Origin of the sequence: Flavobacterium zepuense, from assembly GCF_007097145.1 — a bacterium.
GTDB classification, from domain to species: Bacteria; Bacteroidota; Bacteroidia; order Flavobacteriales; family Flavobacteriaceae; genus Flavobacterium; species Flavobacterium zepuense.
This window is the reverse complement of record NZ_VJVZ01000011.1, coordinates 85,309-110,104: the sequence shown is the minus strand read 5'-3', so window position 1 is coordinate 110,104 and position 24,796 is coordinate 85,309. Positions and strand designations below refer to the sequence as shown.

Genomic DNA, 24,796 nt, shown 5'->3' with positions numbered 1-24,796 from the left:
ACCTAACCCCTAATGCAAATCGATCCTAAGCTTGTTTTCGGTAAAGGCCTCAATGGCGGTTAAGTAATCAACCTCATCCCAGTTGGTGTCTTCGTGAACGGCTTCAAACTCTTTGGCCCAAATAATAAATTCGTTGATATCGTTGCGGGAATCGCCCGAGAAAAACCCTTTTTGCCCGGCAAGATATGCGATGTCGGCAAGTGCTTCCAAAAGTTTGTTATCTTCTATGGTGTAAGGTAAATCGTTCATACACAAATTTTATTAGTTAGTAGTAATTTTTAACGCAAGTTTATAAAAATTTCGACTCAAAATGTAACTTCAACGTTAACTTATGAACTATTTTATGCACGCAGAATAATCTTACAGTGTTAGAAATTTCAAAAAACAAAACCCAAATTACAAATTGGCAACATGCAATAAATAATAGGCAGATTCCAAAAAACAAATTCCAAATTACAAATTGGCAACAGGCAATGGACAATAAGCAAAGTCCAAAAAACAAATATCAAATTACAAACCAGCTTCACTCGAACCGACAACCGACAACCGACAACCGAGAACCATTTTCCCCGTTGCAAAATTACAACACGTTTTGCGGTGTTGTACTGAAGTGGCTCTTGCAGTAAGTGAAATTGAAGCCGAAAGTCGTAAAGTTGGCAAGTCGAAACGTCCAGTTAAACTTTCAACTTTTCGACTTTATAAACTTTCGACTATAAGAAGCCAATCTCAATGTCCAAAAGTGAAATATCAGTGTTAAAATTGGATTGGTTTTGACTAACTTTGAAATGGTTGAAATTTGTGTTTTATAAGTGATTGATTATCAGCAATAGCATTTTTTGAAATTGACCCGATTTTGAGGTGTTTTTGTAATTTAAAATCCAAAAGTGAAATATTAAGTCCTAATTATTTAACAGCTACCACCCCTATAATTTTTGCCGCACCTACCTACATTTAACATAATTTTTATATTTTTGACCCCATAAATTTTAGGGTATAATGGAAAAGAAATTAGAAAAACGCTGGATTGCCGCATTTGTAATAACCGCAGCCGTTGCGATAACGGGTCTGTTTTGGGACCATGACACTGTAAGCGCACCAAACGATCAGTTTAACAGCACCGACGCCATTGTTCCCGCCGACGTTGCTTGGCTGCTCACAGCTTCGTGCCTGGTACTACTAATGACTCCGGGTCTGTCGTTTTTTTATGGTGGTATGGTGGGCCGAAAAAATGTTATAAGCACCATGCTTAAAAGTTTTATATGCCTGGGTGTCATAAGCTTACTTTGGGTTTCGGTTGGTTTTAGCCTTTCATTTGGTGCTCCGCTGGGCATTACTATAGATGGCGTTCATTACGGCCTTATAGGCAACCCTACCGACTTTGCTTTTTTTGATTTTGTAGACGAACACCCTCATTCTAAGATGGCTACGACCATTCCGTTCGTGCTTTTTGCCCTGTTCCAAATGAAATTTGCCGTTATTACCCCGGCTATCATCACGGGTGCCCTTGCCGAGCGTATTAGGTTCATCTCGTTCCTGATGTTCATATGCCTGTTCTGTATCTTTATATATGCACCGCTTTGCCACATGGTTTGGCACCCTAACGGACTGTTAGGCAGCTACTTTGGCGTTAAAGATTTTGCCGGCGGTACCGTAGTTCACATGAGTGCCGGGTTTGCCGCAATTGCCGGTGTGCTGGTTATTGGCAAGCGTAAACACCTGGAATACATACCTACTAACATTCCGTTTGTGCTTTTGGGCACGGGTATGCTTTGGTTTGGCTGGTTTGGCTTTAATGCGGGGTCGGCCCTGGCGGCTAACCATACTGCGGCTATGGCGTTCGCTACCACCACTATAGCTTCGGCTTCGGCTATGTTAACGTGGGTGTTCTTCGACAGGCTTAACGGCAGAAAGGTCTCAGCCTTAGGCGCTTGCATTGGCGCGGTGGTTGGCCTTGTTGCCATTACCCCTGCTGCGGGCTTTGTGTCGATACCTAAGAGTATTTTCTTTGGTTTTATTGCTGCAATAGTGTCTAACTGCATGGTTAACTGGAAGAGCCTCAAGCGTTTTGATGACACCTTAGATGTGTTTGCCTGCCACGGCGTAGGCGGTATTATGGGTATGATCTTAACCGCTATTTTTGCCGAGGGCGAAAACGCAAGCCTGCTTCACGGTGGATGGCACATCTTTGGCCACCACATGATGGCGTTGCTGCTGGTTGCTGCCTTCTCATTCTTTGGAGCTATGGCACTTTATAAGGTAACCAACTTTTTTATACCACTGCGAGTATCGGAAGAAGCTGAAGAACAAGGCCTTGACCTCTCCCAGCACAACGAAATGCATGGTTAATTATTGATTACAAATAGTTACATACAAAACAGCCGCACTAAATAGTGCGGCTGTTTTTGCATTAGTATGCTGTTAACTACCAGTTTAAGTGAAGACTAACCCTTACTCCAGCACCATCATAAGCATATCCAATGCTTTTTGTACGGTCTTTACATTCTCAAAGGTAAGCAGCAGGCGCAGGCCGTTCTTGGTTTGCTTTTCCTTCATTTTAGATACTGTAGGGAACTGCTGTACAAACTTAAGCACATTACGGAATGATGCCGACTGGTAATACTGACTTTGCTGATCGCCAACAAAGTAACCCACCATTTTGCCCTGTTTAAGTACCAGTTTTTCTATACCCAATTTAATGGCTATCCATTTAATACGCATACTGGTAAGCAGTGCCTGGGCAGGTTTAGGCAGTGGCCCAAAACGGTCTATCAGCTTGTTTTCAAAGGCTATAAGCTCTTCTTCGTTCTTTATGGCACCAAGCTCGTTATACAAGTTAAGGCGCTCGGTAATGTTATTTACATATTCATCAGGGAACAGCAATTCAAAGTCAGAGTCTATTTGTAAGTCTTTAACGTACTCTTTTTCAACCTTATCTTCACCCTCTACATCATCATACAGGTCTTTAAACTCGTTTTCCTTAAGCTCATCAATGGCCTCGTTCATGATCTTTTGGTAGGTATCAAAGCCAATTTCATTAATAAAGCCGCTTTGGTCGCCCCCTAAAAGGTCGCCGGCCCCACGGATCTCCAAATCTTTCATGGCAATGTTAAAGCCGCTGCCAAGCTCGCTAAACTGCTCCAGTGCCTGGATACGCTTGCGGGCATCCTCGGTCATAGCGCTATACGGCGGGGCGATAAAGTAGCAAAATGCCTTCTTGTTGCTTCGCCCTACACGGCCTCGCATCTGGTGCAGGTCGGATAGCCCGAAGTTATTGGCATTGTTAATGAAAATCGTATTGGCATTAGGCACATCCAGTCCGCTTTCTATGATTGTGGTAGCAACCAGCACATCAAAGTCGCCCTCCATAAAGGCAAGCATCAGTTCCTCAAGCTTTTTGCCGTCCATCTGGCCGTGGCCCACACCCACTTTGGCATTGGGCACCAGGCGCTGGATCATCCCGGCAACCTCTTTAATATTCTCAATGCGGTTGTGAATAAAGAACACCTGCCCCCCGCGCTGAATTTCATACGAAATTGCATCTCGAATAACTTCTTCATTAAACCCAACTACCTGGCTTTCTATAGGATAACGGTTAGGCGGTGGAGTGGTTATAACTGATAAGTCTCTCGCAGCCATAAGCGAGAACTGTAGCGTTCTTGGTATGGGGGTTGCGGTAAGGGTAAGGGTATCAATATTATGGGCTATAGTTTTAAGCTTGTCTTTTACGTTCACGCCAAATTTTTGCTCCTCATCTACAATCAACAAGCCTAAGTCTTTAAACTGTACGCTCTTATTAACCAGTTGGTGGGTACCTATAAGAATGTCTACCTTACCGTCGGCAAGGCCTTTAAGGGTCTCCGCTTTTTGTTTGGCGGTCCTGAAACGGTTAACGTAACTAACCGTAACCGGCATATCTTTTAAACGCTCGCTAAAGGTGCGGTAATGCTGGTATGCCAAAATGGTTGTGGGCACGAGAATGGCCACCTGCTTGCCGTTATCAACGGCTTTGAAGGCAGCGCGAATGGCTACCTCGGTCTTGCCAAAGCCCACATCGCCACACACCAGGCGGTCCATAGGGCGGTCGCTCTCCATGTCGGCTTTTACATCGCGCGTAGCGGTAATCTGGTCGGGTGTATCTTCGTATATAAACGACGATTCTAACTCCGCCTGCAAATAACTGTCAGGGGCATATTTATAGCCCTTCTCCAGCCTGCGCTTGGCATACAGCTGAATCAGGTTAAACGCAATGTGCTTAACACGCGCTTTGGTCTTATTTTTAAGGGCTTTCCACGCCCCGCTGCCCAACTTGTAAATTTTAGGCGGGGCACCGTCTTTGCCGTTATATTTAGATATTTTATGCAGTGAGTGTATGCTAACGTACACTATATCATTATCGGCATACACTAATTTAATGGCTTCCTGTGTTTTACCATCTACCTGAATTTTTTGCAACCCGCCAAACTTACCTATACCGTGGTCTATATGGGTAACATAATCGCCTACCGATAGCGAGTTAAGTTCCTTTAATGTAATGGTTTGCTTTTTAGAATAGCCGTTCTTGATGCTGAACTTATGGTAACGCTCAAAGATCTGGTGATCTGTATAGCAAACCAGTTGGTTCTCTTCATCTATAAACCCTTCATAAATAGGGAAAACAATGGTTTTGTACTGCTTACGGATGTTCTCGTTGCCGGCATCGTCCAGGCTTTCAAAAATATCATGAAAGCGCACGGCCTGTGCCTCATTGGCGCAAAAAATATAATTCTTATAACCGTTAGCATGGTTGTCGCTCAGGTTGTTAAGCAGCAGGTCGAACTGTTTGTTGAATGACGGCTGTGGCTGAATGTAAAACTCAAACTCCTTACCGGTTTTAAAAATGGGCTTTGCGCCGAGCTCTACAATAGTAAAATCCAACGCTTTTTTGATGAAGGTCTTCTGGTTAAGGAACAACTCATCGGGTGCGGCATGCTTAAGGTCTTTAGACAGTTTTTCAAAAGCCTCATTAGCCTTACCAAACAGCACATCAAGCTGCGCCAAAAGGGCATCGGTATTTTGTATGAAGAGCACCGTGCGCTCACTGATGTATTCCAGAAAACTCTCGCGTTTCTCAGCAAGGGCCTTGTTCTCTAAATTCGGTATAACTGTAATCTTCTTCTTTTTATCTAAGGATAGCTGCGAAGCCACATCAAACGTTCGGATGCTATCTACTTCGTTACCAAAGAATTCTATACGGTACGGGTTATCGTTAGAAAATGAAAACACGTCTACTATACCCCCACGCACGCTGAACTCGCCGGGCTCAGTTACAAAGTCCACACGGCGAAACTCGTATTCAAAGAGCACTTCATTAATAAAATCGATAGACACCTGGTCGGCTACAGCGATCTTAAGGGTATTCTTATCCAGCTCTTTACGGGTAACTACTTTTTCAAAAAGTGCCTCGGTATAGGATACAATAATGGCCGGCTTTTTACGCGAGTTGATGCGGTTAAGCACCTCGGCACGCAGTAATACACTGGCATTGTCGGTATCTTCTATCTGGTACGGGCGGCGGAACGAGCCCGGATAAAAAAGCACATCTTCCTGGCCCACAAGCTGCTCCAGATCGTTTAAGTAGTAAGCAGCCTCTTCCTTATCCTTAAAAATAAGCAGGAAAGGGAGTTCGCTTTCGCGAAATATTGGGTCGATAACAAAAGATAATGACGAGCCAAGCAAGCCCTTAACGTGTAGCTTGCCTTCGCGTTGCTGCAGGGCTGCGGCCAATTGTTTAACCTTAGTTAGTTCCCCGTATTTATGTAGTATTTCGTTTTTCAATTTGTGGGTTTGGTATATCCGGCGCCGTGGCCCGGTGGCGGTAATTGCCTTGCCTGCGGCAGGGTTGATTGTAATGGGATAGTGCCGGGATTGGCAAGACGAACGGTATCGAGCGCGCGAAGCATCTGCTCCTCGCCTTCCTCTTTCCTTATTTCGCTAAAGCGTACAATCTCATCAAGCTGGTTTTGCAGCGCCCTTATTTCATGGTTAATATCAGCTATAATGCTTATAACCTTTTTATCAGGAATAGTCTCAATACTAATGTACGTGTACAGCGATTTTATCTTAGTAACCAGCACATCCATACGGGCCTGCACCTGTGGCTTATTAAAAAATGGCGGCAGGTTGTTTTTAATTTGGTCGGCCTTGTTAACCAATACCTTGGTTTTTTGCCTAAAGGCGCTAAGCGTTCCCGTAGGCTTTTGCTTAAGCTCGCTGTTAAACTGCTGCCACTCGTTCCAGTTACCTATCTTTTCAGACACCTTTAACGTTGGCGGCGGCACATCAAATATCCAGTTGCGACTTATAACTTTAAGTATCGAGTCGTTTTGCTTTATGGTACGCTGGGTTTCGGCAATGCGTTTCTTTTCATCGTCTTCACACGAAAATAAAGCAAGCGTTAAGCCAAAAAGGAGTATAAACCGTAGGTATTTCATTTTTTTGTAATTGCATAGCAAATTTACAAATGTTAGGCCAAAGTTTATCATAAAAAGATTATAGAAGAATTATATGGCACACGGATGATGCAGATGCTTTGCAATCGCCGATTTTCAAGGATTTAGAACTAAGAATGTTGCTGGAAAGAATCTGTGTCCATTCGCTCAATTTGAGTTATTCGCGTACCCATCTTTACCACATTATCGCAATTGTTATAGTTTGCATCACAATCTTCTAATACATTGTTACAAACACGGTATAAAAAAATGAAATTCATAATTGTAAACTCATATCTTTGCACTACTAATCATACACAACTACATGGCTAAAATACTCATTATAGGCGCCTGCGGGCAGATAGGAACCGAGCTTACAAAAAAACTGCGCAGCATTTATGGCACCGATGCCGTTGTGGCATCAGACGTTCGTAAAGGCGATCCGGCATTTGTGGCTTCGGGGCCGTTTGAGGTTGTTAACGCGCTTGATTTTAACCAGGTTGAAGATGTTATAGAAAAACATGGTGTTGAGGATGTATACCTAATGGCAGCTTTACTTAGTGCTACTGCCGAAAAAAACCCTGCTTTTGCCTGGGATTTAAATATGAATTCGCTTTTTCATGTGCTTAATATCGCTAAGGCAGGCAAGATTAAAAAGATATTCTGGCCAAGTAGTATCGCGGTTTTTGGGCCTACAACGCCTAAGCAAAATACCCCGCAATTTACCGTCATGGAGCCAAGTACGGTGTACGGAATCTCTAAACAAAGCGGTGAGCGCTGGTGCGAATACTACCACAACATTTATGGTGTAGATGTGCGCAGCATCCGTTACCCGGGCCTTATTAGCTGGAGTACGCCTCCGGGCGGTGGTACAACTGATTATGCTGTTGATATTTACCACAAGGCTTTAGCCGATGGCAGATACACCTGCTTTTTAAGCGAAGATACCCGCCTGCCAATGATGTACATGGATGATGCCATACGTGCAACCGTAGAAATTATGCAGGCTCCTGCAGAGAATGTGAAGATACGTTCGGCATACAACCTTTCGGCGATGGACTTTACCCCTACCGAAATTGCCGAAGCGATAAAGAAAGAAATCCCTGATTTTACTATAGATTACGAGCCAGACTTCCGACAAAAAATTGCCGACAGCTGGCCTCAAAGCATTAACGATGACAGCGCCCGCCAGGACTGGGGCTGGAAACACGACTTTGACCTTACTGCCATGACAACCGATATGCTGGAGCATTTGAGTGAGAAAGCAAAATAGTTGTCGGTTGACAGTTATTGGTTGACAGCTAAAGCCTAATCCTTAATAATAAGCACCGGTATTTTTACTTTATGCCTTACGGCATCTACGGTTGTACCAAATATCAGGTCTTTAAAGAAGTTGTGCCCGTGTGCGCCTAATATCAGGATATCAAAAGTATCATCAGTAGTAATAATTTTAGGTATCTCTTTTTTAGGGCTGCCAAAGCTTAGTCTTGTAGAGACGGTATAACCCAATTCTTCAAGGCTTTTTTTGTACTGGTCTAAGTATTCCTTATCGCTGTTGGTTTCATAGTCGGATGCCTGGTCGCCATGCAGCATTGCCCCAACGGTTTCTACAATATGTATCAGCGTGTAGCGGGCATCGGTACCGCCAAGCTGCAATGCGCTGCTTATGGTTTTGCCATCGGTGCGGCTAAAATCAAGCGCTACTACTATATTTTTGTACACCTGTTTAACAGGCAGGCTTTTAATAGCGGCCGGGCTAAGGTGGGGCACAAGATTTTTTGTAGCCCTGCTTTTCATAACAAAAGGCTCAATAGTTATATAAAGCAATACGCCCACCGCAAGCGCTGTAACCGGCACTACAAATATCCAGATGTATATAGGGTCTTTAGAGTTTGTTATCCATCCATGGATTTCATCGTATACCAAATTGGCATTTAACGCTACGATAGTCAGCGCAATGGCCCATGCTCCTATTTTAGTGTAGGTACCAATGGTAAACTCATTCATCTTGCTTTTATCGCTCACAAAATGAATAAGCGGTATTATGGCAAACCCAAGCTGGAGGCTTAGTATTACCTGGCTTAGTACCAGCAGTTCCCCCGTGGAATCTTCACCAAAATATAGTATGGTTAAAAATGCCGGTAAGATGGCAATAAGGCGGGTAACAATGCGGCGTACCCATGGCTGTATGCGCAGGTTAAGGTAGCCTTCCATAACAATTTGCCCTGCAAGAGTACCTGTAATGGTACTGCTTTGCCCTGCCGCAATAAGCGCCAGCGCAAATAGTATAGCGGCCCAGTTGCCCAGCATAGGCTCCAGGAGTTTGTGCGCATCCTGAATATCGGCTACTTCGTGCAAGCCGTTAGTAAAAAAGGTAGCAGCGGCGAGTATTAATATGGCAGCATTTACAAAAAATGCAAGGTTAAGGGCTATGACAGAATCGATTAAGTTGTACCTAATGGCCTGTTTGATACCGCTAAACGTACGGTCGAATTTACGGGTTTGCACCAAAGATGAATGCAGGTACAAGTTATGCGGCATAACCGTGGCACCAATAATACCAATGGCAATATAAAGCGCCGCACTGCTGGGAATGGTAGGTACGAGCCCTTTTACAATTTCAGCGCCATCCGGCTGTGCAAAAAACATTTCAGCTAAAAACGAAAGGCCTATAATGGCTATCAGGCCAATAATAAAGGCTTCCATTTTCTTGATGCCCTTATTCATAAGGAATAACAGCAAAAAGGTATCAAACATGGTAATGCTTACCCCCCAAAGCATAGGCAGGTCAAACAACAATTTTAAACCTATCGCCATACCCAGTACCTCGGCAAGGTCGCACGCGGCAATGGCAACCTCTGCCAACGCATATAAAAATATATTGATGTATTTAGGGTACGTTTCGCGCGATGCCTGTGCCAGGTCGCGGCGGGTTACAATACCCAGGCGGGCGCTAAGGCTTTGCAGCAGCAGTGCCATAAGGTTGCTCATAAGCAGCACCCACAGCAGGCTGTAGCCAAACTGGCTACCACCTGCAAGATCGGTAGCCCAGTTACCAGGATCCATGTAGCCAACACTTATCATGTAGGCCGGACCAAAAAAGGCCAGTATTTTTTTCCAGCCGGTACTGTTTCCGCCTGCGGCTACCGACTCATGTACATCTTCCAGCGAATGATTATTGTGGGCCATTTATACGGGTTTTACAAACAGGTTAGAGGCAATTTTATTAGATACGCTTACATCTTTATCGTCTACACGAAGGCTAAGCGACTGGTCAAAATCTTCTTTAGCAAGCACCTCAATGGCAGAGCCAAGTGCTATTTGCTGCTTATCAAGGTATTGCAGAAAGGGTGGCGAACTGTCTTTTACACCTACGCAAATTACTTTTTTGCCTACCCCAATTTCAGACAGCAGCTTTTTATCTATTTTGGCAATTTTGCCGTTACGGTCGGGTATTGGGTCGCCGTGCGGGTCTTCCGTAGGGAAACCGAGAAATTCTTCCAGCTTGTTAATCAGCTTTTCGCTTTTAATGTGCTCCAGCTGTTCTGCAACATCGTGTACCTCATCCCACGAAAAATCTAAGGTTTCCACTAAAAAAACTTCCCACATGCGGTGCTTGCGCACGATCATAAGTGCTGTAAATTTGCCTTTTTCGGTAAGCGATACACCTTGGTATTTTTTATAGATAACCAGGTCTTTTTCGGCAAGCTTCTGCACCATATCGGTAACCGACGACGGCTTACTTTCCATTACATTAGCAATAGAATTAGTATTTACACCCTTACTGTTGTTAAGGGATAAGTGGTAGATAACTTTAAGGTAATTTTCTTCAGAGTAGGTCATTACGAACAATGCATTATCTACAAAGATAGTGATAATTTGGACTAATGAAAGATATTTTTAGGCAAGGCTAAATATTTATAGTTAATTTAACTTGTGATAGACTTTGCAAAAATCTAAAAAGGGCAAAAATTCCCTACTTTTGAAATAATGAAGCATTACAATTACATTTTTGCAGGCGCAGGGCTATCGAGCCTGATGACGGTGTACCGTATGGCTGTTTCAGGGCGTTTTAGCGATAAATCGATCCTATTGCTGGATACCGACACCAAACAGGCCAACGATCGTACCTGGTGCTTTTGGCAGCGCGGTGTAACCATTTGGGATGATATTATCTTCAGGAGATGGGAAACCGCACTTTTTGCCAGTAAAGACTTTAGCGCCGACCTGGATTTTGAAGGTTACGAGTACAACATGATACGTGGTATCGACTTTTATGATTTTGTATTTACTGAAATTAAAAAGCACAAGAATATAGAGTTCATTCATCAGAAAGTTGTTGATTTTGTTGATTTAGATATAAACGTCATCGTAAAAACAGAAACGGAGAGTTATACCTGTAATAAGCTGTTCAACAGTATCTATAACCCTGCGTTAGCCGCATCGCAAAAACAATATCCGGTACTGCAACAGCACTTTATTGGCTGGCATGTTAAGACCAGTACTTCTGACTTTACATCTGATAAACCCACGTTCATGGATTTCAGCATCCCGCAAAGAGGCAATACCCGCTTTATGTATGTGCTACCCTTTAACGATACCGAAGCTATTGTAGAATACACCCTTTTTTCTAAAGACCTTTTGCCTATAGCTGAATATGAGGAGGTTATCAAGCAGTATTTGTCAGATAAAGGCGTTACCGAATATGAGATCGTGGATAAAGAACGCGGCAGCATACCCATGACGAGCTACAAATTTTGGAAGAACAATACCAAAAATATACTCAATATTGGCTCGGCTGGAGGATGGACAAAGGCCAGCACTGGCTACACCTTTAAAAATGCCGATAAAAGATCGAGGGAGCTGGTGCATTTCCTGCAATCGCAAAACGATTTTACAAAGCTGTGTAAACAGAATAAATTCTGGTTTTACGATTTGCTACTGCTGGATATCCTTGCGCGTAAAAACCACAAGGGGTCGGCTATGTTCTCAGCTATGTTTAAAGGCGGCAATGCTGCCCCAATCTTTAAATTTTTAGATGAGGAGACTACGTTAGCCGAAGACCTTGCAGTAATATTAAAATGCCCTAAGGGTTTGTTTATTAAGGCGCTGGTGCGCAGAATGCTAAATCTGTAACAAAATTATTTACGGTTATACAATTGGCTAAAAAATTATTTATCTTTGCAGTATAATTTTAAATATTATAATTATGTATCCTGAAGAACTGGTAAAACCAATGCGTGCCGAACTATCGGAAGCTGGTTTTCAAGAATTATATACAGCCGATGCGGTTAAAGACGCTATAAGTAAAGAAGGTACTACGCTTGTAGTAGTAAACTCTGTATGTGGCTGTGCAGCACGTAACGCGAGGCCGGGCGCTAAAATGAGCCTTGCTAATGCTAAAACGCCCGGTAACCTTATTACGGTTTTTGCCGGTGTAGATAAAGAAGCGGTAGATGAGGCAAGGAGCCTTATGTTCCCTTTCCCTCCATCATCGCCAAGCATGGCTTTGTTTAAAGACGGTGAGCTTGTACATATGTTAGAGCGTCACCACATTGAAGGCCGCCCTGCAGAAATGATAGCAGAAAACCTTAAAGACGCTTACGACGAATACTGTTAGTTAGCACCTCTTAAAATACTTGTAAACCACGCAATAGCGTGGTTTTTTTATTAGTAATTATGCCTGCATACTAATTGTTTTTAATATTAACGAAAAAGGTACTACTTTTACGCGAATTTTTTAAGAGTTATATGCAAAAGATACTATCGTATCCCTTATCTATAATTTTTTACCTGGTGTTCCTGTTGTTGTTGGTTATTTTTCATCCAATACAGTGGCTATGCCTTAATGTGTTTGGCTACCAGACACATAAAAAAAGTGTCGATATACTAAATGCCGGCCTTACAAGGTGCCTGCACATTCTTGGCACTACTATTGCATTTAATGGTTTAGAAAAGGTGCCTGCGGGTGTACCGCTTATTATAGTGGCTAACCACCAGAGCATGTATGATATACCGCCCATTATATGGTTTATGCGCAAATTTCACCCTAAGTTCATCAGTAAAAAAGAGCTGGGCAAAGGCATACCAAGTGTTTCATACAATTTAAGGCACGGCGGCAGCGTTTTAATAGACCGGAAAGATCCTAAACAGGCATTGCCGGCAATAAAAGGCCTTGCCGAGTATATAGAAAAGTACAAACGATCTGCCGTTATCTTCCCGGAAGGGACCCGAAGTAAGGATGGAATACCGAAGAAGTTTTCTGAAAACGGTCTTAAAATACTATGTAAATACGCTCCTTCTGCGTATATTGTACCTATTAGTATTAACAATTCCTGGAAAATAGTACGCTACGGGCAGTACCCCCTGGGATTGGGCAGCAGGCTAACTTTTACAATACAGGAACCTTTTGCTATTAAGAATATTCCTTTTGAAGAAGTGATTGAGAGGACAGAGAATGCAGTTATACAAGGAATAAAAAATTAAAATATCATGTCTACACATAACGTTCGGCTGGAAGTAATGCAGTTCCTGGAAAAGAACATCGACTCTTTTGTTGAGAACTTTCTTATCCCGGTCGAAAAAATATGGCAGCCTACGGACCTGCTGCCAGACTCGCAAAACGAAATATTTTTTGATGAGGTTAAAGAACTAAGGGAACTTGCCAAAGACCTGCCTTATGATTTTTGGGTAGTGCTTGTGGGCGATACCATTACCGAGGAAGCCCTGCCTACGTATGAGTCGTGGCTTATGGATGTTGAAGGCGTTAACCAAACAGAAGACAAAGGCAACGGATGGAGCAAATGGGTGCGTAACTGGACGGGCGAAGAAAACCGCCACGGCGACCTGCTTAATAAATACCTTTACCTATCTGGCCGTGTTGATATGCGCGAGATAGAGATGACTACCCAGCACCTTATTAATGATGGTTTTGATATTGGTACCGGCCGCGACCCGTATAAAAACTTTGTGTATACCAGTTTTCAGGAGCTGGCTACCTATATTTCGCACAACCGTGTATCGCAACTGGCTAAAAAGTACGGTGATAACAAACTTTCTAAAATGTGCCGCCTTATTGCGGGTGACGAAATGCGCCACCACATGGCCTATAGCGAGTTTGTAGACCAAATATTTAAGGTAGACCCAAGCGAAATGATGCTGGCTTTCCAGTATATGATGAAGCAAAAAATCGTGATGCCTGCCCACTTTTTAAGGGAGTCAGGCCAAAAGATAAGCTCTGCTTTTGAGCAATTTTCAGACTCTGCTCAGCGTATTGGTGTTTACACCGCTAACGACTATGTTGATATTCTTAGGAAGCTTGTAGAAAAATGGCAGATAGATAAAATAGATGGGCTTACCGCCGAAGCAGAAAAAGCAAGGGATTACCTTATGAAACTGCCGGACAGGATGGCACGAATATCGGATAGATTAGTAATACCACAAGAATCGCACATTTTTAAATGGGTAAAACCTGCACTGGTTAAATAATATAGCAAAGGCTCACAATCATGTGAGTCTTTTTTTATACTTATTAATCGCCTATTTCACGGTCAAAATCTTTCTGAGATTGTATTTTACTTGTGGAAAGGAACTTAATATCAAAATCTTTTGCGGTTGATTCCTCAATTTTAGCAAGGTTGTAGGTAACATTCCTCACAGTTAACTCTGTAATAAGCCCCGGTAGGTTACCATAGCCTATAGGACCATAGCTGTAATTAAGCACCGTGCAATACCATGCGGTTACAGGATGGTTAAATACACCTAACTTATTTTTAACCACATAATCAGTAGTGGCCTTTTGGCACAGCCTGCCGTTAATCACTTTAGTTTCTTTACTAATTACCCAGTTGTTAAGTACGGGCGCTTTTGTGTAAACACTTTTATTACCCTGTAAGTGCTGCTCATAGACAGATTTATCAAGTGTGTACACATCGCCACTATACTGTGCAAACAATAATAAGCTTAAGCGTATCATTTCTTCATCGCCCATCAACGTTGGGCTGTTGTACTCTTCGTTATAAAATTTGGCACCTTCTTTATTAATAATAAGTCCAAAACTCATAGTGCTGGCAAGGGCATTATCTAACGTTTGCCTTAAAAAGTCCTGGTCGCCATACAGTCCGGTCTCATCATGTATTTTGGCCGTATATTGTATGTAGGTATTTTGGCTGAAAGCATTAATAGCGAACAGTAGCAGTAATGTATACAGTATCTTTTTCATGGGTAAGGTTTTAAATTGCAATAGTATCTAATATCTTTTCATGCACGTTGCGAATATTTCTCACTTAACATTTTTTTAACAATCGTCTTATATTCTCAAGTTATACTCTATCTTACAATATGCCGTTTACTACCTTTGCTCTTATTGGTTTTAATATATAATAGAACAATGAATAAACAACTTATCTGCCTCATACTCTTATTATCGCTAACCAAATCATTTGCCCAGGTTAGCACACTACAAAAAGAAATAGAGGACATCATTAAAAATAAGAAAGCAACGGTTGGAGTTTCTATCATTGGCAATAATTTAAAAGATACAGTAAGCATAAATGCCACCAATCATTTACCGTTGCAAAGCGTTTATAAGTTTCACATTGCAATAGCTGTATTATCTGAAGTTGATGAAGGAAAATTTCAATTAAACCAAAAAATAAAATTAACACATACCGATCTGCTAAAAGATACCTGGAGCCCTATGCGGGATGATTATCCTAATGGTGCAACACTTAGCCTTGCCAAAATTTTAGAATATACGCTAGTACAAAGTGATAACAACGGCTGTGATATTTTACTGCGCCTTTTAGGAGGGCCAAAGTTTGTTGACAATTACTTCATAAAAAACAACTTTAAGAATATATCGATTAAAGCTACCGAGGAGGATATGCACAAAGACTGGGAAACCCAGTTTAAAAACTGGACAACACCTAAGTCGGCTACTGAAGTGCTAATCGCTTATTACAATAACAAAAAACTATTATCTCAGGACAGTTATAACTTTTTATGGACTACCCTGAAAGCAACCACTGTGGGGGCTAAGCGCATAAAAGGTCAACTGCCTAAAGGCACCATAGTGGCGCATAGAACCGGGACATCGGGTACTAACAGCGAAGGTATTTCGGCAGCAACGAACGATATTGGCGTTGTTTTCCTTCCAAATGGCAAGTATTTTTTCATAAGTGTATTTGTATCAAATTCAAAAGAAGATAATGCAACCAATGAGAAAATAATTGCTGACATAGCTAAAGCTGCTTATGATTATTTTATAAAACAGTAAATTTTACTGCTAATTGCTTTAACACCCCCTTAACCATTTGTATACGCTCATAAAAGGAATGCTTTTTGTATATTTAACAAGTAAAGAAGAACGAATTTTATGCAGACAGAGATTAACAAAGTAGAGTTACGAAATTTAAGGATAGAAGATTATAAAGAACTTCGCCTAACCATGCAGCATGCCTACAAGGATGTGGATATGGATATGGACGAACCCTACTGGGGCGAAAAAGATATTAAGCGCCTGCTTAAAATTTTCCCCGAAGGGCAGTTGGTAGTATTGGTAGATGATAAAGTGGTGGGCTCTGCCCTTTCGCTTATTGTAGACCATAAAAAAGCTACCACTAATCACACCTACGAAAAAATTACGGGTAACTATAGCTTTGATACCCACGATTATGACGGCGAGGTGCTGTATGGTATAGATGTTTTTATAGACCCAGAGTACCGTGGCCTTCGCCTTGGGCGCCGTTTATATGAGGCCCGTAAAGAATTGTGCGAGCAATTAAACCTGCGCTCAATAATTTTTGCAGGCCGTATGCCTAATTTTAACGAATATTCAGACGAGCTTACGCCTAAAGAATATATTGAGAAGGTACGCTTGAAAGAAATTCACGACCCCGTGCTTGCGTTTCAGTTAAGTAACGATTTTCACGTAATTAAAGTAATGCGCAATTATTTGGAGGGCGATAACGACTCTCAGGATTATGCCGTGCTTATGGAGTGGAATAACATTTACTACGATAAAAGCCCTGTGCTTATTAATACCCGTAAAAGTATAATTCGCCTTGGCTTGGTACAGTGGCAAATGCGTCCGCTTGCAAACGTAGAGGCACTTTTTGAACAGGCTGAGTTCTTTATAGATGCTGTTTCCGGCTATGGTAGCGATTTTGCGCTGTTCCCTGAGCTATTTGTAGCGCCGCTAATGGCAGATTTTAACCACCTTAGCGAAGCCGATGCCATTAGGGAAATTGCCCGTTACAGCGAGCCCATACGCAAGCGTTTCCAGGAAATGGCTATATCGTATAACATTAATATCATTACCGGCAGTATGCCAATGGTAGAAGATGGTAACCTGTACAACGTGGGCTTTTTATGCAAACGCGACGGTACTTTTGAGACCTACACTAAGATACACATTACCCCTAACGAAGTTAGTTACTGGGGTATGGTTGGGGGATCTGAAATTAAAACCTTTGATACCGACTGTGGTAAGATTGGCATCATGATATGTTATGATGTGGAGTTCCCTGAGCTGGCACGCCTTATGGCCGATGAAGGTATGGATATATTATTCGTTCCATTCTTAACCGATACCCAAAACGGCTACACCCGCGTTAAGCACTGCGCACAGGCACGTGCTATAGAGAATGAGTGCTACGTAGCCATTGCAGGCTGTGTAGGCAATCTTCCGGGGGTTAATAATATGGATATACAGTATGCGCAAACCGCCGTGTTTACACCGTCGGATTTCTCATTTCCTTCTAACGGGATCAAAGCGGAAGCTACCCCAAATACAGAGATGACTATTATAGTAGACGTTGACCTGGATTTGCTTAAGGAGCTGCATGAGTTTGGCAGTGTGCGTATCTTAAAAGACCGCCGCCAGGACTTATACCGTATAAAAAAACAGCCCGTTAGCCGTAAAAATGAACCTAAACTGGACGACGTACCCGATTTAACTATAGAAGATGCCACAGCAGAACCAAAACCGGTTAAAGTACCTGCAAGAACAACGAGGGCAGCCACAGCACGGGTTACGCCACCTCGGGCAGCAACCACCCCTAAACCTAAAGTGATAGTGGCAAAACCTGTAGGCGGTACTGAGATTAAAACTACCCGCAGGCCTGCTAAAGGCTAACAATAAAATCATATTAAGATCCCGGCTTATGTAAATCTAAGTCGGGATTTTATTTTAAGGCATGCCTGCTAATGGCTATATTTGTTAAAACAAAATACTTTAATGACACAAATTAGCATCTTGGGCTGCGGCTGGCTGGGGCTTCCGCTGGCAAAGGCATTACTTAACATAGGTTTCAGCGTAAAGGGCTCTACTACATCGCCCGAAAAACTGCAAATCCTTTCAACAGCAAACATACAGCCCTACCAAATTACCTTAGGCGAAAATCCCGAAGAAGAAACCATCTATAACTTTTTAAGCGGCAGCGAAGTGCTTATCATAAACATACCGCCAAGCATTATGGCCACCGGCAGCGATAATTATCCCGGCAAAATGCAGCAGCTTATTCCGCATATAGTAAAAGCAGGCATACAAAAAGTGCTGTTTGTAAGTGCAACATCGGTTTACGCCGATGAAGATAAAGAAGTAACTGAAGAAACACCGGCTAAGCCCGATACCGAAAGCGGCAGGCAGATACTACAAGCAGAGGAGGTACTGCAAAATAGCCCTGATTTTAAAACTACAATACTAAGACTGGGCGGTTTATTTGGAGAAGAACGCCATCCTATAAAATACCTTGCAGGCCGTGAAAATATTGCCAACCCTAACGCTCCCATCAACCTTATACATTTGTATGATTGTATTGGCATTAGCCTTGCAATACTGGATAAAGAAGCATGGGGCGATACATTTAATGGTGTGATGCCCCAACATCCTACCCGCGAAGATTATTATTGCGGCCAGGCAAAAGCCATGGACTTGCCTTTGCCAAAGTTTAACCACAGCGTCCCATCTATAGGTAAAACTATACTATCCAATAAGGTAACAGATGTTTTGGGCTACAACTTCATTACCCAAAATTAGCAGTATAGAATAAACTAAATATAGCCCTTATCGCGGGCTTTATCTATAAGCTCTTCGTCGTCTTTAACTTCGAGGAGCCTTTTTATTTTATACTTCCTTTTCTCAATAGCACTGTCGCTAAGCGGTATATAGTTACCAAGGTTTTTATTCTTTACACCCTTTGCAAGTAATAAAATTATGCGAACATCTATATCCTCTAACACAACGCCTTTACTGCGGCGGGCAATATAGTCGGATACGGTTTTAGAATAAAATGTGCCGCCACTCAGTACTTCTTCAAAGCCATGTATAAGCTCGTCCGTAGTGCAGTCGCTTTTATTAATAAAACCTTCTGGTTTAACTTTTTGCAGGATACTGCCAATAACGTCAATCTCCTTATGCATTGTCATTAATATGATCTTGCATTTGGGCATTGTTTCCCTTACTTGCATAGCAAGATCTTCTCCCGTAAATAATTTATTTTCAGGAAATGGGGGTATACTGTAATCTATTAGGGCAATATCAAAAGGCTTGCCCTTAAAACCCTGTATTGCTTCGTAGCCTGTTTTACAGTCGTGGGCTTTTACAAAGTTTAGTTCATTAAAGTTGTACTTGAGGTTTTTAAACATGAAATGGTAACCTTCAAGAACTACAACATGGTCATCTATTGCAAGTGCATGTAATCTTTTCTTCAAACCGTGGCATTTAATTTTCCCTTAACAAAGTTAAATTTTAAATATATATCTAAATTACGGATTTTCCGCAATTAACATTTTACGGATATCCGTATTTAAGCAGAAAAAACCTATGCAAAACTCACTTCGCATAGGTTTTTTTTATAGCTTAACTGCACACTACCAAATATTTACCCTTTTTTCGGGGGCTATATACATGGCATCGCCCGGTTTTATTCCAAATGCCTTATAAAACGCCTCAACGTTTTGCAACGGCACATAGGCCCGATACATACCGGGTGAATGTGGATCTGTCTTAACCTGGTTCTTTATAGCTTCGTCCCTCATTTTGGTACGCCAAATGGTGCCCCAGGATATAAAAAAGCGCTGCTCCGGCGTAAAGCCATCTATAAGCCCGGGATTGCCTTTTTCTTTAAGATAAAGCTGTAAACCATCATAAGCGGCATTAACGCCACCAAGGTCGCCAATGTTCTCACCAAGTGTAAACTTACCATCTACATAAATGCCCGGTAGCGGCTGTAGCTGGCTGTATTGCGTAGCAAGATTATCGGCAAGGCCGGTAAATTGGGTAAGATCGGCATCACCCCACCAGTTAACAAGATTACCATCGGCATTGTAGCGCGAACCACTATCATCAAAACCATGCGATATTTCGTGGCCTATAACAGCACCTATACCTCCGTAATTTACAGCCTCATCGGCTTTATAATCATAAAAAGGCGGCTGTAATATAGCCGCAGGGAACACAATTTCATTATACGACGGATTGTAATATGCATTAACAACCTGTGGTGCCATGCCCCATTCTGTTTTATCAACAGGTTTATTTAGGTCGGCAATATTTTCCTTATGCCTCCAGGCTGATAAACTTTTCATGTTACTGAAAAACGTACCACCATTATCAGGTGCAGTAATAGTTAGTGCACTGTAATCTTTCCATTTATCCGGGTAACCCACTTTAATAGTAAGCCTGTGCAGTTTTTCTATAGCAGCCTGGCGTGTAGCCTTTGCCATCCACGGCAGGTTATTAATACGGTTTTCGTATGCTTTAATCACATTAGCTATCATGCTTTCGGCTTTAGCCTTAGCTTCCGGTGGGAATTTTTGTGCCACATACAGTTTACCCAACGCTTCACCTAAACTGCCGTTAACCGTTTGCAGTGCACGTTTATCGCGCGCTTCCTGTTTAATGGCACCCCTAAGGGTTTTACTGTAAAACTCCCAGTTGGCAGTTTCAACATCGTTAGAAAGCATCCCTGCCGATCTGCGCAGCAGTGTCCAGCGAAGGTATGATTTCCATTCTTCTATTTTATTTTGTGTAAGTATTGTTTGCAGCGCAGCCATATATTTAGGCTGGCTCACTACAATAGTATTAAGTTTAGCTATGCCAATACCTTTAAAATAAGCATCCCAGTTAATGGCAGGCACAATTTTTTGAAGCTCGGCAACCGTCATTGGGTTATAGCTCTTACGGTCGTCACGGCTTTCAACCCTATCAAACATTGGCTGAGCAAAGGCAGTTTCTAAATCCAGGATATTTTTAGCCTCTTTAGCAGGGTCTTTAGAGCCTAAAAAGCCCAGCATTTTTGCTACATGCTTAACATATAGCTCACGCTTTTCTTTAGAGTCGGCCTCCTGGCTTACATAATATTCCCTGTCCGGCAGGCCAAGGCTTGCTATACCAAGATATGCAGTATTTTTATTACTGTCTTTAGCATCTGCGCCTACATACACACCAAAAAAGCCAAGCCCGCCTTCGGGCTCCATTTCGGTAAGCAGTGCCTGCAAATCTTTTACATTTTTAACCTTATCTATTTTAGCCAGATAGGGCTTTAGCGGAGCAATACCGGCCTTGTTACGGGCCACGGTATCCATAATAGATTTGTAAAGATTTGCCGCTTTACCCTGGTCGCTCGTGGCGCTAAGCTTTTTATCGGCCGCTGCTGCCTTTAGTATGGTAAGCGCATCTTTATTGGTGTTTTCCCTAAGCTCGTCAAAGCTTCCCCATCGGGTCTTATCGGCAGGTATTTCGGTTTTGTCTACCCAAAGCCCGTTTACATACCTAAAAAAATCGTCGCCCGGTTTTACAGTTTTATCCATGTACTGGAGGTCTAAGCCCGGATTTTGCTGCTTAACATCCTGTGGGGCCTGTGCGGTGCAAACAGTGCTGCCCAATGCCATAATGGCTACGGCACACTGTGTTGTGATGTTTAATTTCATGAAATAATATTAATAACGTAATACAAATATATAAGGCATATATTCAAAAATGAGTCCAATTATTGTTAAAAACTGATGTAATGCTATTTTTACTGGATAAACTTCAAACTAAAGCTCTTTTAATGTGCCGTTGTTTTGTAATTTTGCAAAAAAATTACCCAATGGCTTCTTTTTTTAAAAAATACAAACTGCTCATTATTGCCTTTGCCATAATATCTGTTACCTTTTTATCGTTGTCTTATAATTTGCTTAAAGGTGACCCCGCGCTTAAAATTTACAGCCCCGCCGATGTTAACCCGGAACTGGTAGACAGCACCATGCGGCATGTAGGCCGCCATCATAAAATTGCGCCGTTTGCCTTCACCAATCAAAACGGTAAGACTATTACCCAAAACGATTACAAAGGCAAAATTTATGTAGCCGATTTCTTTTTTACCACCTGCCAAACCATATGCCCTATAATGACTACCAATATGGTATGGCTACAGGATAAAATTAAAGATATGCCCGATGTTATGCTGCTATCACATAGTGTTACTCCGGATATTGATACTGTGCCCGTACTTAAGGCATACGCCGACGAAAAAGGCGCTATAGATGGTAAATGGAACCTGGTTACCGGAGATAAAAAAGACATTTATTACATTGCCCGCAAAAGCTACCTGGCGGTTAAAACATCCGATTCATCTGAGCTTTACGATATGGTGCATACTGAGAATTTTATACTGGTAGACCAAAAAGGCAGGATACGCGGTTTTTATAATGGTACTAACCTTGATAAAAAGGTAGAGGGCGAAAAAAACATGCAGGATTTGCTGGCTGATATTAAATGGTTATCTGAACACGAAAACTAATTAGGTTTAGGTATTTATTAGTACTTTTGTAATCTGAATTTATTCTAAATAACAATTGAAAACCAATCTTGCCGCTCTTAAAAAAGGCCAGAAAGCCATTATAACCGATTTTAATGTGGATGCAATACCGCTTAAACTATTGGAGATGGGCTGCCTGCCGGGCAACGAGGTAGAACTTTTACAAATTGCGCCCCTGGGCGACCCAATTTACATTAACGTTAACGACAGCCATGTGGCTATTCGCCTTGAAACTGCTGCCGAAATAGACGTTGTAATTATAACGGACTAAAATGGCTGGCACTACTTTAAAAATAGCTTTAATAGGCAACCCCAATACAGGAAAAACATCGGTCTTTAACCTTCTTACCGGCCTTAACCAGCAGGTAGGTAATTACCCAGGTATTACTGTAGAACGTAAAAGCGGTACCTGCCGCCTTCCCGGCGATGCCAAAGGCCTTATATTAGACCTTCCCGGAACGTACAGCCTTAATGCCAGCTCTATGGATGAAAACGTAGTTATTGAGCTGTTATTAAATAAAACCGATAAAGATTACCCTGATGTAGCCGTTGTGGTTACCGATGTAGAAAACCTTAAACGTAACCTGCTACTTTTTACCCAGATTAAAGATCTTGAGATACCTACCATATTGGTTATTAACATGAGCGACCGTATGGAACGTAAGGGTATATCGCTTGATGTTCCTTATTTAGAGCAGCATCTTAAAACACATATTGCCTTGGTAAGTTCGCGCAAAGGTACCGGTATAGACCACCTAAAGCAACTTATTGTAAATTACAAAGGGCTAAGCCATGAGCCGTGCCTTAATGCATCGGGCATAGACCCGGAGTATTTTAACCGCCTTCGCCATGCTTTTCCTAACCAGCTGCTGTATAAACTCTGGCTGGTAATTACCCAGGATGCAAACTTTGGTATTATTGATATGAAGGAGCTTCAGGGCACATCGTTTACCAAAACAAAGTCCGATCTTAAGCGCCTTCAGCAAAAAGAAACCATTAAGCGCTACCAGTTTATTAACGATGTGCTTAAGGTAGGCCAAACCATAGACACCAGCAATGCTAAAGACCTCCGCGCCAAGCTGGACAGGGTGCTTACCCACCAGGTATTTGGCTATGCTATTTTCTTTGCTATACTAATGCTTATCTTCCAGTCGATCTTTTCATGGTCGAGTGTACCGATGGACCTGATAGATGAAAGTTTTGCATGGCTATCCTCTTTTACTGCCGAAAATATGCCTGCCGGCAAACTAACCGATCTTATAACTCAGGGTATTATTCCCGGCATAGGGGGGGTGGTTATATTTATACCTCAAATTGCATTTTTATTCCTCTTTATATCTGTACTGGAAGAAACCGGCTACATGAGCCGTGTGGTTTTTTTAATGGATAAGATAATGAAACGCTTTGGGCTTAGCGGCAAGAGCGTGGTGCCGCTTATATCGGGTACGGCCTGTGCCATACCGGCTATTATGGCAGCCCGAAATATAGAGAACTGGCGCGAACGCCTTATCACCATACTGGTTACCCCATTTACCACTTGTTCTGCAAGGCTGCCGGTATATACCATACTTATTTCGCTCATTATACCTAACCGTTATGTACTGGGCATCTTTAACCTGCAAGGGCTAACACTAATGCTGCTGTACCTGCTTGGTTTTAGCGGGGCTATACTATCGGCATGGATACTAAACAAGATATTAGCGGTCAAGCATAAAAGCTTCTTTGTGGCCGAAATGCCCAATTATAAACTTCCGCTTCTTAAAAACATAGGCTTAACAGTATTAGAAAAGACCAAAGCCTTTGTTTACGGGGCCGGTAAAATAATATTGGCGCTATCTATTATCATATGGTTTTTAGGCTCACACGGGCCGGGTAAAGCCTTTAGCAATGCGCAAGCCATAGTTACCCAACAACCCGAAAGCAAATCGCTTACAGAAAGTGAACTTAGCGATAAGGTAGCGGCTTACCAGTTAGAGAATTCTTATATCGGGATAATGGGTAAAGGCATCGAACCGGTTATTCGCCCGCTGGGTTATGACTGGAAGATTGGTATTGCCATAGTATCATCTTTTGCGGCACGAGAGGTGTTTGTGGGTACACTCGCAACGATTTACAACATAGGCAGCAGTGCTGATTCTGATAATGGCGAAGTTACCATCAAACAACGCATGGAAGCTGAAATTGACCCTATTACCGGCGAAAAGGTGTTTACCTTTGCCACCGGGGCATCATTATTGCTGTTTTACGCTTTTGCAATGCAATGTATAAGTACACTTGCTATTACCAAAAAAGAAACTAATTCATGGAAATGGCCTTTAATACAATTAGTAGGCATGAGCGGATTTGCCTACATTGTATCGTTTATTACCTACCAACTGCTTAAATGAAAATGATATGGATGTGCAGGAAATTATAGTATACGTTTTGGTAGCGGCTTCAGCTGCTTTTTTGATTAAGAAGTTCTTCTTTAAAAGGAAAAAAGCGGGCAATTGCGGTACCGACGATTGTGGATGCCATTAAAAA

21 protein-coding genes are annotated in these 24,796 nt (G+C 42.2%); 13 read left to right on the top strand and 8 right to left on the bottom strand.

Translation table 11 applies throughout. The annotated features are described in order from the left end of the window. Window positions 1–9 precede the first annotated feature (9 nt). Window positions 10–249 (bottom strand): hypothetical protein, encoded by a 240-nt coding sequence (locus FMM05_RS16175; RefSeq protein WP_143374441.1) that lies wholly within the window; start codon window positions 247–249, stop codon window positions 10–12. A 747-nt stretch (window positions 250–996) separates the two neighbouring features. Between FMM05_RS16175 and FMM05_RS16170 the strand changes: the two genes are divergently transcribed. Continuing rightward, window positions 997–2,346 carry an ammonium transporter gene (locus FMM05_RS16170; RefSeq protein WP_143374440.1) on the top strand — a complete coding sequence of 450 codons (1,350 nt, stop codon included), beginning with the start codon at window positions 997–999 and terminating at the stop codon, window positions 2,344–2,346. Window positions 2,347–2,448: 102 nt separating this feature from the next. On the opposite strand, the gene mfd is transcribed toward FMM05_RS16170, so the two are convergent. Continuing rightward, complete coding sequence (gene mfd / locus FMM05_RS16165; RefSeq protein ID WP_143374439.1) at window positions 2,449–5,814, bottom strand: transcription-repair coupling factor; 3,366 nt, start codon at window positions 5,812–5,814, stop codon at window positions 2,449–2,451. Further along, window positions 5,811–6,470, bottom strand: coding sequence for a hypothetical protein (locus FMM05_RS16160; RefSeq protein ID WP_143374438.1), 660 nt, complete (start codon window positions 6,468–6,470; stop codon window positions 5,811–5,813). Before FMM05_RS16160 ends, mfd begins: the two co-directional genes overlap by 4 nt. 322 nt (window positions 6,471–6,792) lie before the next feature. Here FMM05_RS16160 and FMM05_RS16155 point away from each other — a divergent pair, with 322 nt between their 5' ends. After that, window positions 6,793–7,740, top strand: a complete 948-nt coding sequence (locus FMM05_RS16155; RefSeq protein ID WP_143374437.1) for an L-threonine 3-dehydrogenase — start codon at window positions 6,793–6,795, stop codon at window positions 7,738–7,740. 35 nt (window positions 7,741–7,775) lie between these two features. Here the strand turns inward: FMM05_RS16155 and FMM05_RS16150 are convergent, their stop codons facing one another. Then, window positions 7,776–9,656, bottom strand: a complete 1,881-nt coding sequence (locus tag FMM05_RS16150) for an Nramp family divalent metal transporter (protein WP_143374436.1) — start codon at window positions 9,654–9,656, stop codon at window positions 7,776–7,778. Beyond that, complete coding sequence (locus tag FMM05_RS16145; RefSeq protein WP_143374435.1) at window positions 9,657–10,310, bottom strand: metal-dependent transcriptional regulator; 654 nt, start codon at window positions 10,308–10,310, stop codon at window positions 9,657–9,659. Between the two features lie 147 nt (window positions 10,311–10,457). Here FMM05_RS16145 and FMM05_RS16140 point away from each other — a divergent pair, with 147 nt between their 5' ends. The 4 genes from FMM05_RS16140 to FMM05_RS16125 all read left to right on the top strand — a co-directional run bounded on the left by FMM05_RS16140 (window position 10,458) and on the right by FMM05_RS16125 (window position 13,955). After that, window positions 10,458–11,603, top strand: a complete 1,146-nt coding sequence (locus FMM05_RS16140; RefSeq protein ID WP_143374434.1) for a lycopene cyclase family protein — start codon at window positions 10,458–10,460, stop codon at window positions 11,601–11,603. 73 nt (window positions 11,604–11,676) lie between these two features. Further along, window positions 11,677–12,087: a BrxA/BrxB family bacilliredoxin gene (locus FMM05_RS16135; RefSeq protein WP_143374433.1), complete on the top strand. Its 411-nt coding sequence runs from the start codon at window positions 11,677–11,679 to the stop codon at window positions 12,085–12,087. Window positions 12,088–12,218: 131 nt separating this feature from the next. Then, on the top strand, window positions 12,219–12,953 hold the full coding sequence (locus FMM05_RS16130) for a lysophospholipid acyltransferase family protein (RefSeq protein ID WP_143374432.1): 735 nt from the start codon (window positions 12,219–12,221) through the stop codon (window positions 12,951–12,953). Window positions 12,954–12,959: 6 nt separating this feature from the next. Continuing rightward, a complete protein-coding gene (locus FMM05_RS16125; protein ID WP_143374431.1) occupies window positions 12,960–13,955 on the top strand; it encodes an acyl-ACP desaturase in 996 nt (331 codons plus the stop codon). A gap of 43 nt (window positions 13,956–13,998) precedes the next feature. Here FMM05_RS16125 and FMM05_RS16120 read toward each other — a convergent pair whose 3' ends face one another. Then, window positions 13,999–14,688, bottom strand: a complete 690-nt coding sequence (locus tag FMM05_RS16120; protein WP_143374430.1) for a GLPGLI family protein — start codon at window positions 14,686–14,688, stop codon at window positions 13,999–14,001. Between the two features lie 168 nt (window positions 14,689–14,856). On the opposite strand from FMM05_RS16120, the gene bla reads away from it, so the two are divergent. From bla to FMM05_RS16105, 3 genes are all read left to right on the top strand, one after another. Then, window positions 14,857–15,744 carry a class A beta-lactamase, subclass A2 gene (bla, locus tag FMM05_RS16115; protein ID WP_143374429.1) on the top strand — a complete coding sequence of 296 codons (888 nt, stop codon included), beginning with the start codon at window positions 14,857–14,859 and terminating at the stop codon, window positions 15,742–15,744. A 99-nt stretch (window positions 15,745–15,843) separates the two neighbouring features. After that, entirely contained in the window at window positions 15,844–17,604 is a 1,761-nt protein-coding gene (locus tag FMM05_RS16110) for a bifunctional GNAT family N-acetyltransferase/carbon-nitrogen hydrolase family protein (RefSeq protein WP_143374428.1), read from the top strand. A gap of 102 nt (window positions 17,605–17,706) precedes the next feature. Then, window positions 17,707–18,507 carry an SDR family oxidoreductase gene (locus FMM05_RS16105; protein ID WP_143374427.1) on the top strand — a complete coding sequence of 267 codons (801 nt, stop codon included), beginning with the start codon at window positions 17,707–17,709 and terminating at the stop codon, window positions 18,505–18,507. Between the two features lie 14 nt (window positions 18,508–18,521). On the opposite strand, the gene FMM05_RS16100 is transcribed toward FMM05_RS16105, so the two are convergent. Together FMM05_RS16100 and FMM05_RS16095 are read right to left on the bottom strand one after the other, a co-directional pair. Further along, window positions 18,522–19,181, bottom strand: a complete 660-nt coding sequence (locus tag FMM05_RS16100; protein ID WP_143374426.1) for a response regulator — start codon at window positions 19,179–19,181, stop codon at window positions 18,522–18,524. Window positions 19,182–19,340: 159 nt separating this feature from the next. Beyond that, window positions 19,341–21,401 carry a M13 family metallopeptidase gene (locus tag FMM05_RS16095; protein ID WP_143374425.1) on the bottom strand — a complete coding sequence of 687 codons (2,061 nt, stop codon included), beginning with the start codon at window positions 21,399–21,401 and terminating at the stop codon, window positions 19,341–19,343. 161 nt (window positions 21,402–21,562) lie between these two features. On the opposite strand from FMM05_RS16095, the gene FMM05_RS16090 reads away from it, so the two are divergent. The 4 genes from FMM05_RS16090 to FMM05_RS16075 are packed head-to-tail and all read left to right on the top strand — an operon-like array spanning window position 21,563 to window position 24,793. Beyond that, window positions 21,563–22,255 (top strand): SCO family protein, encoded by a 693-nt coding sequence (locus tag FMM05_RS16090; RefSeq protein WP_143374424.1) that lies wholly within the window; start codon window positions 21,563–21,565, stop codon window positions 22,253–22,255. Between the two features lie 55 nt (window positions 22,256–22,310). Further along, window positions 22,311–22,544 (top strand): FeoA family protein, encoded by a 234-nt coding sequence (locus FMM05_RS16085; protein ID WP_143374423.1) that lies wholly within the window; start codon window positions 22,311–22,313, stop codon window positions 22,542–22,544. 1 nt (window position 22,545) lies between these two features. Continuing rightward, a complete protein-coding gene (feoB, locus tag FMM05_RS16080) occupies window positions 22,546–24,660 on the top strand; it encodes a ferrous iron transport protein B (RefSeq protein ID WP_143374422.1) in 2,115 nt (704 codons plus the stop codon). A 7-nt stretch (window positions 24,661–24,667) separates the two neighbouring features. Further along, window positions 24,668–24,793 (top strand): FeoB-associated Cys-rich membrane protein, encoded by a 126-nt coding sequence (locus FMM05_RS16075; protein WP_143374421.1) that lies wholly within the window; start codon window positions 24,668–24,670, stop codon window positions 24,791–24,793. Window positions 24,794–24,796: the final 3 nt, after the last annotated feature.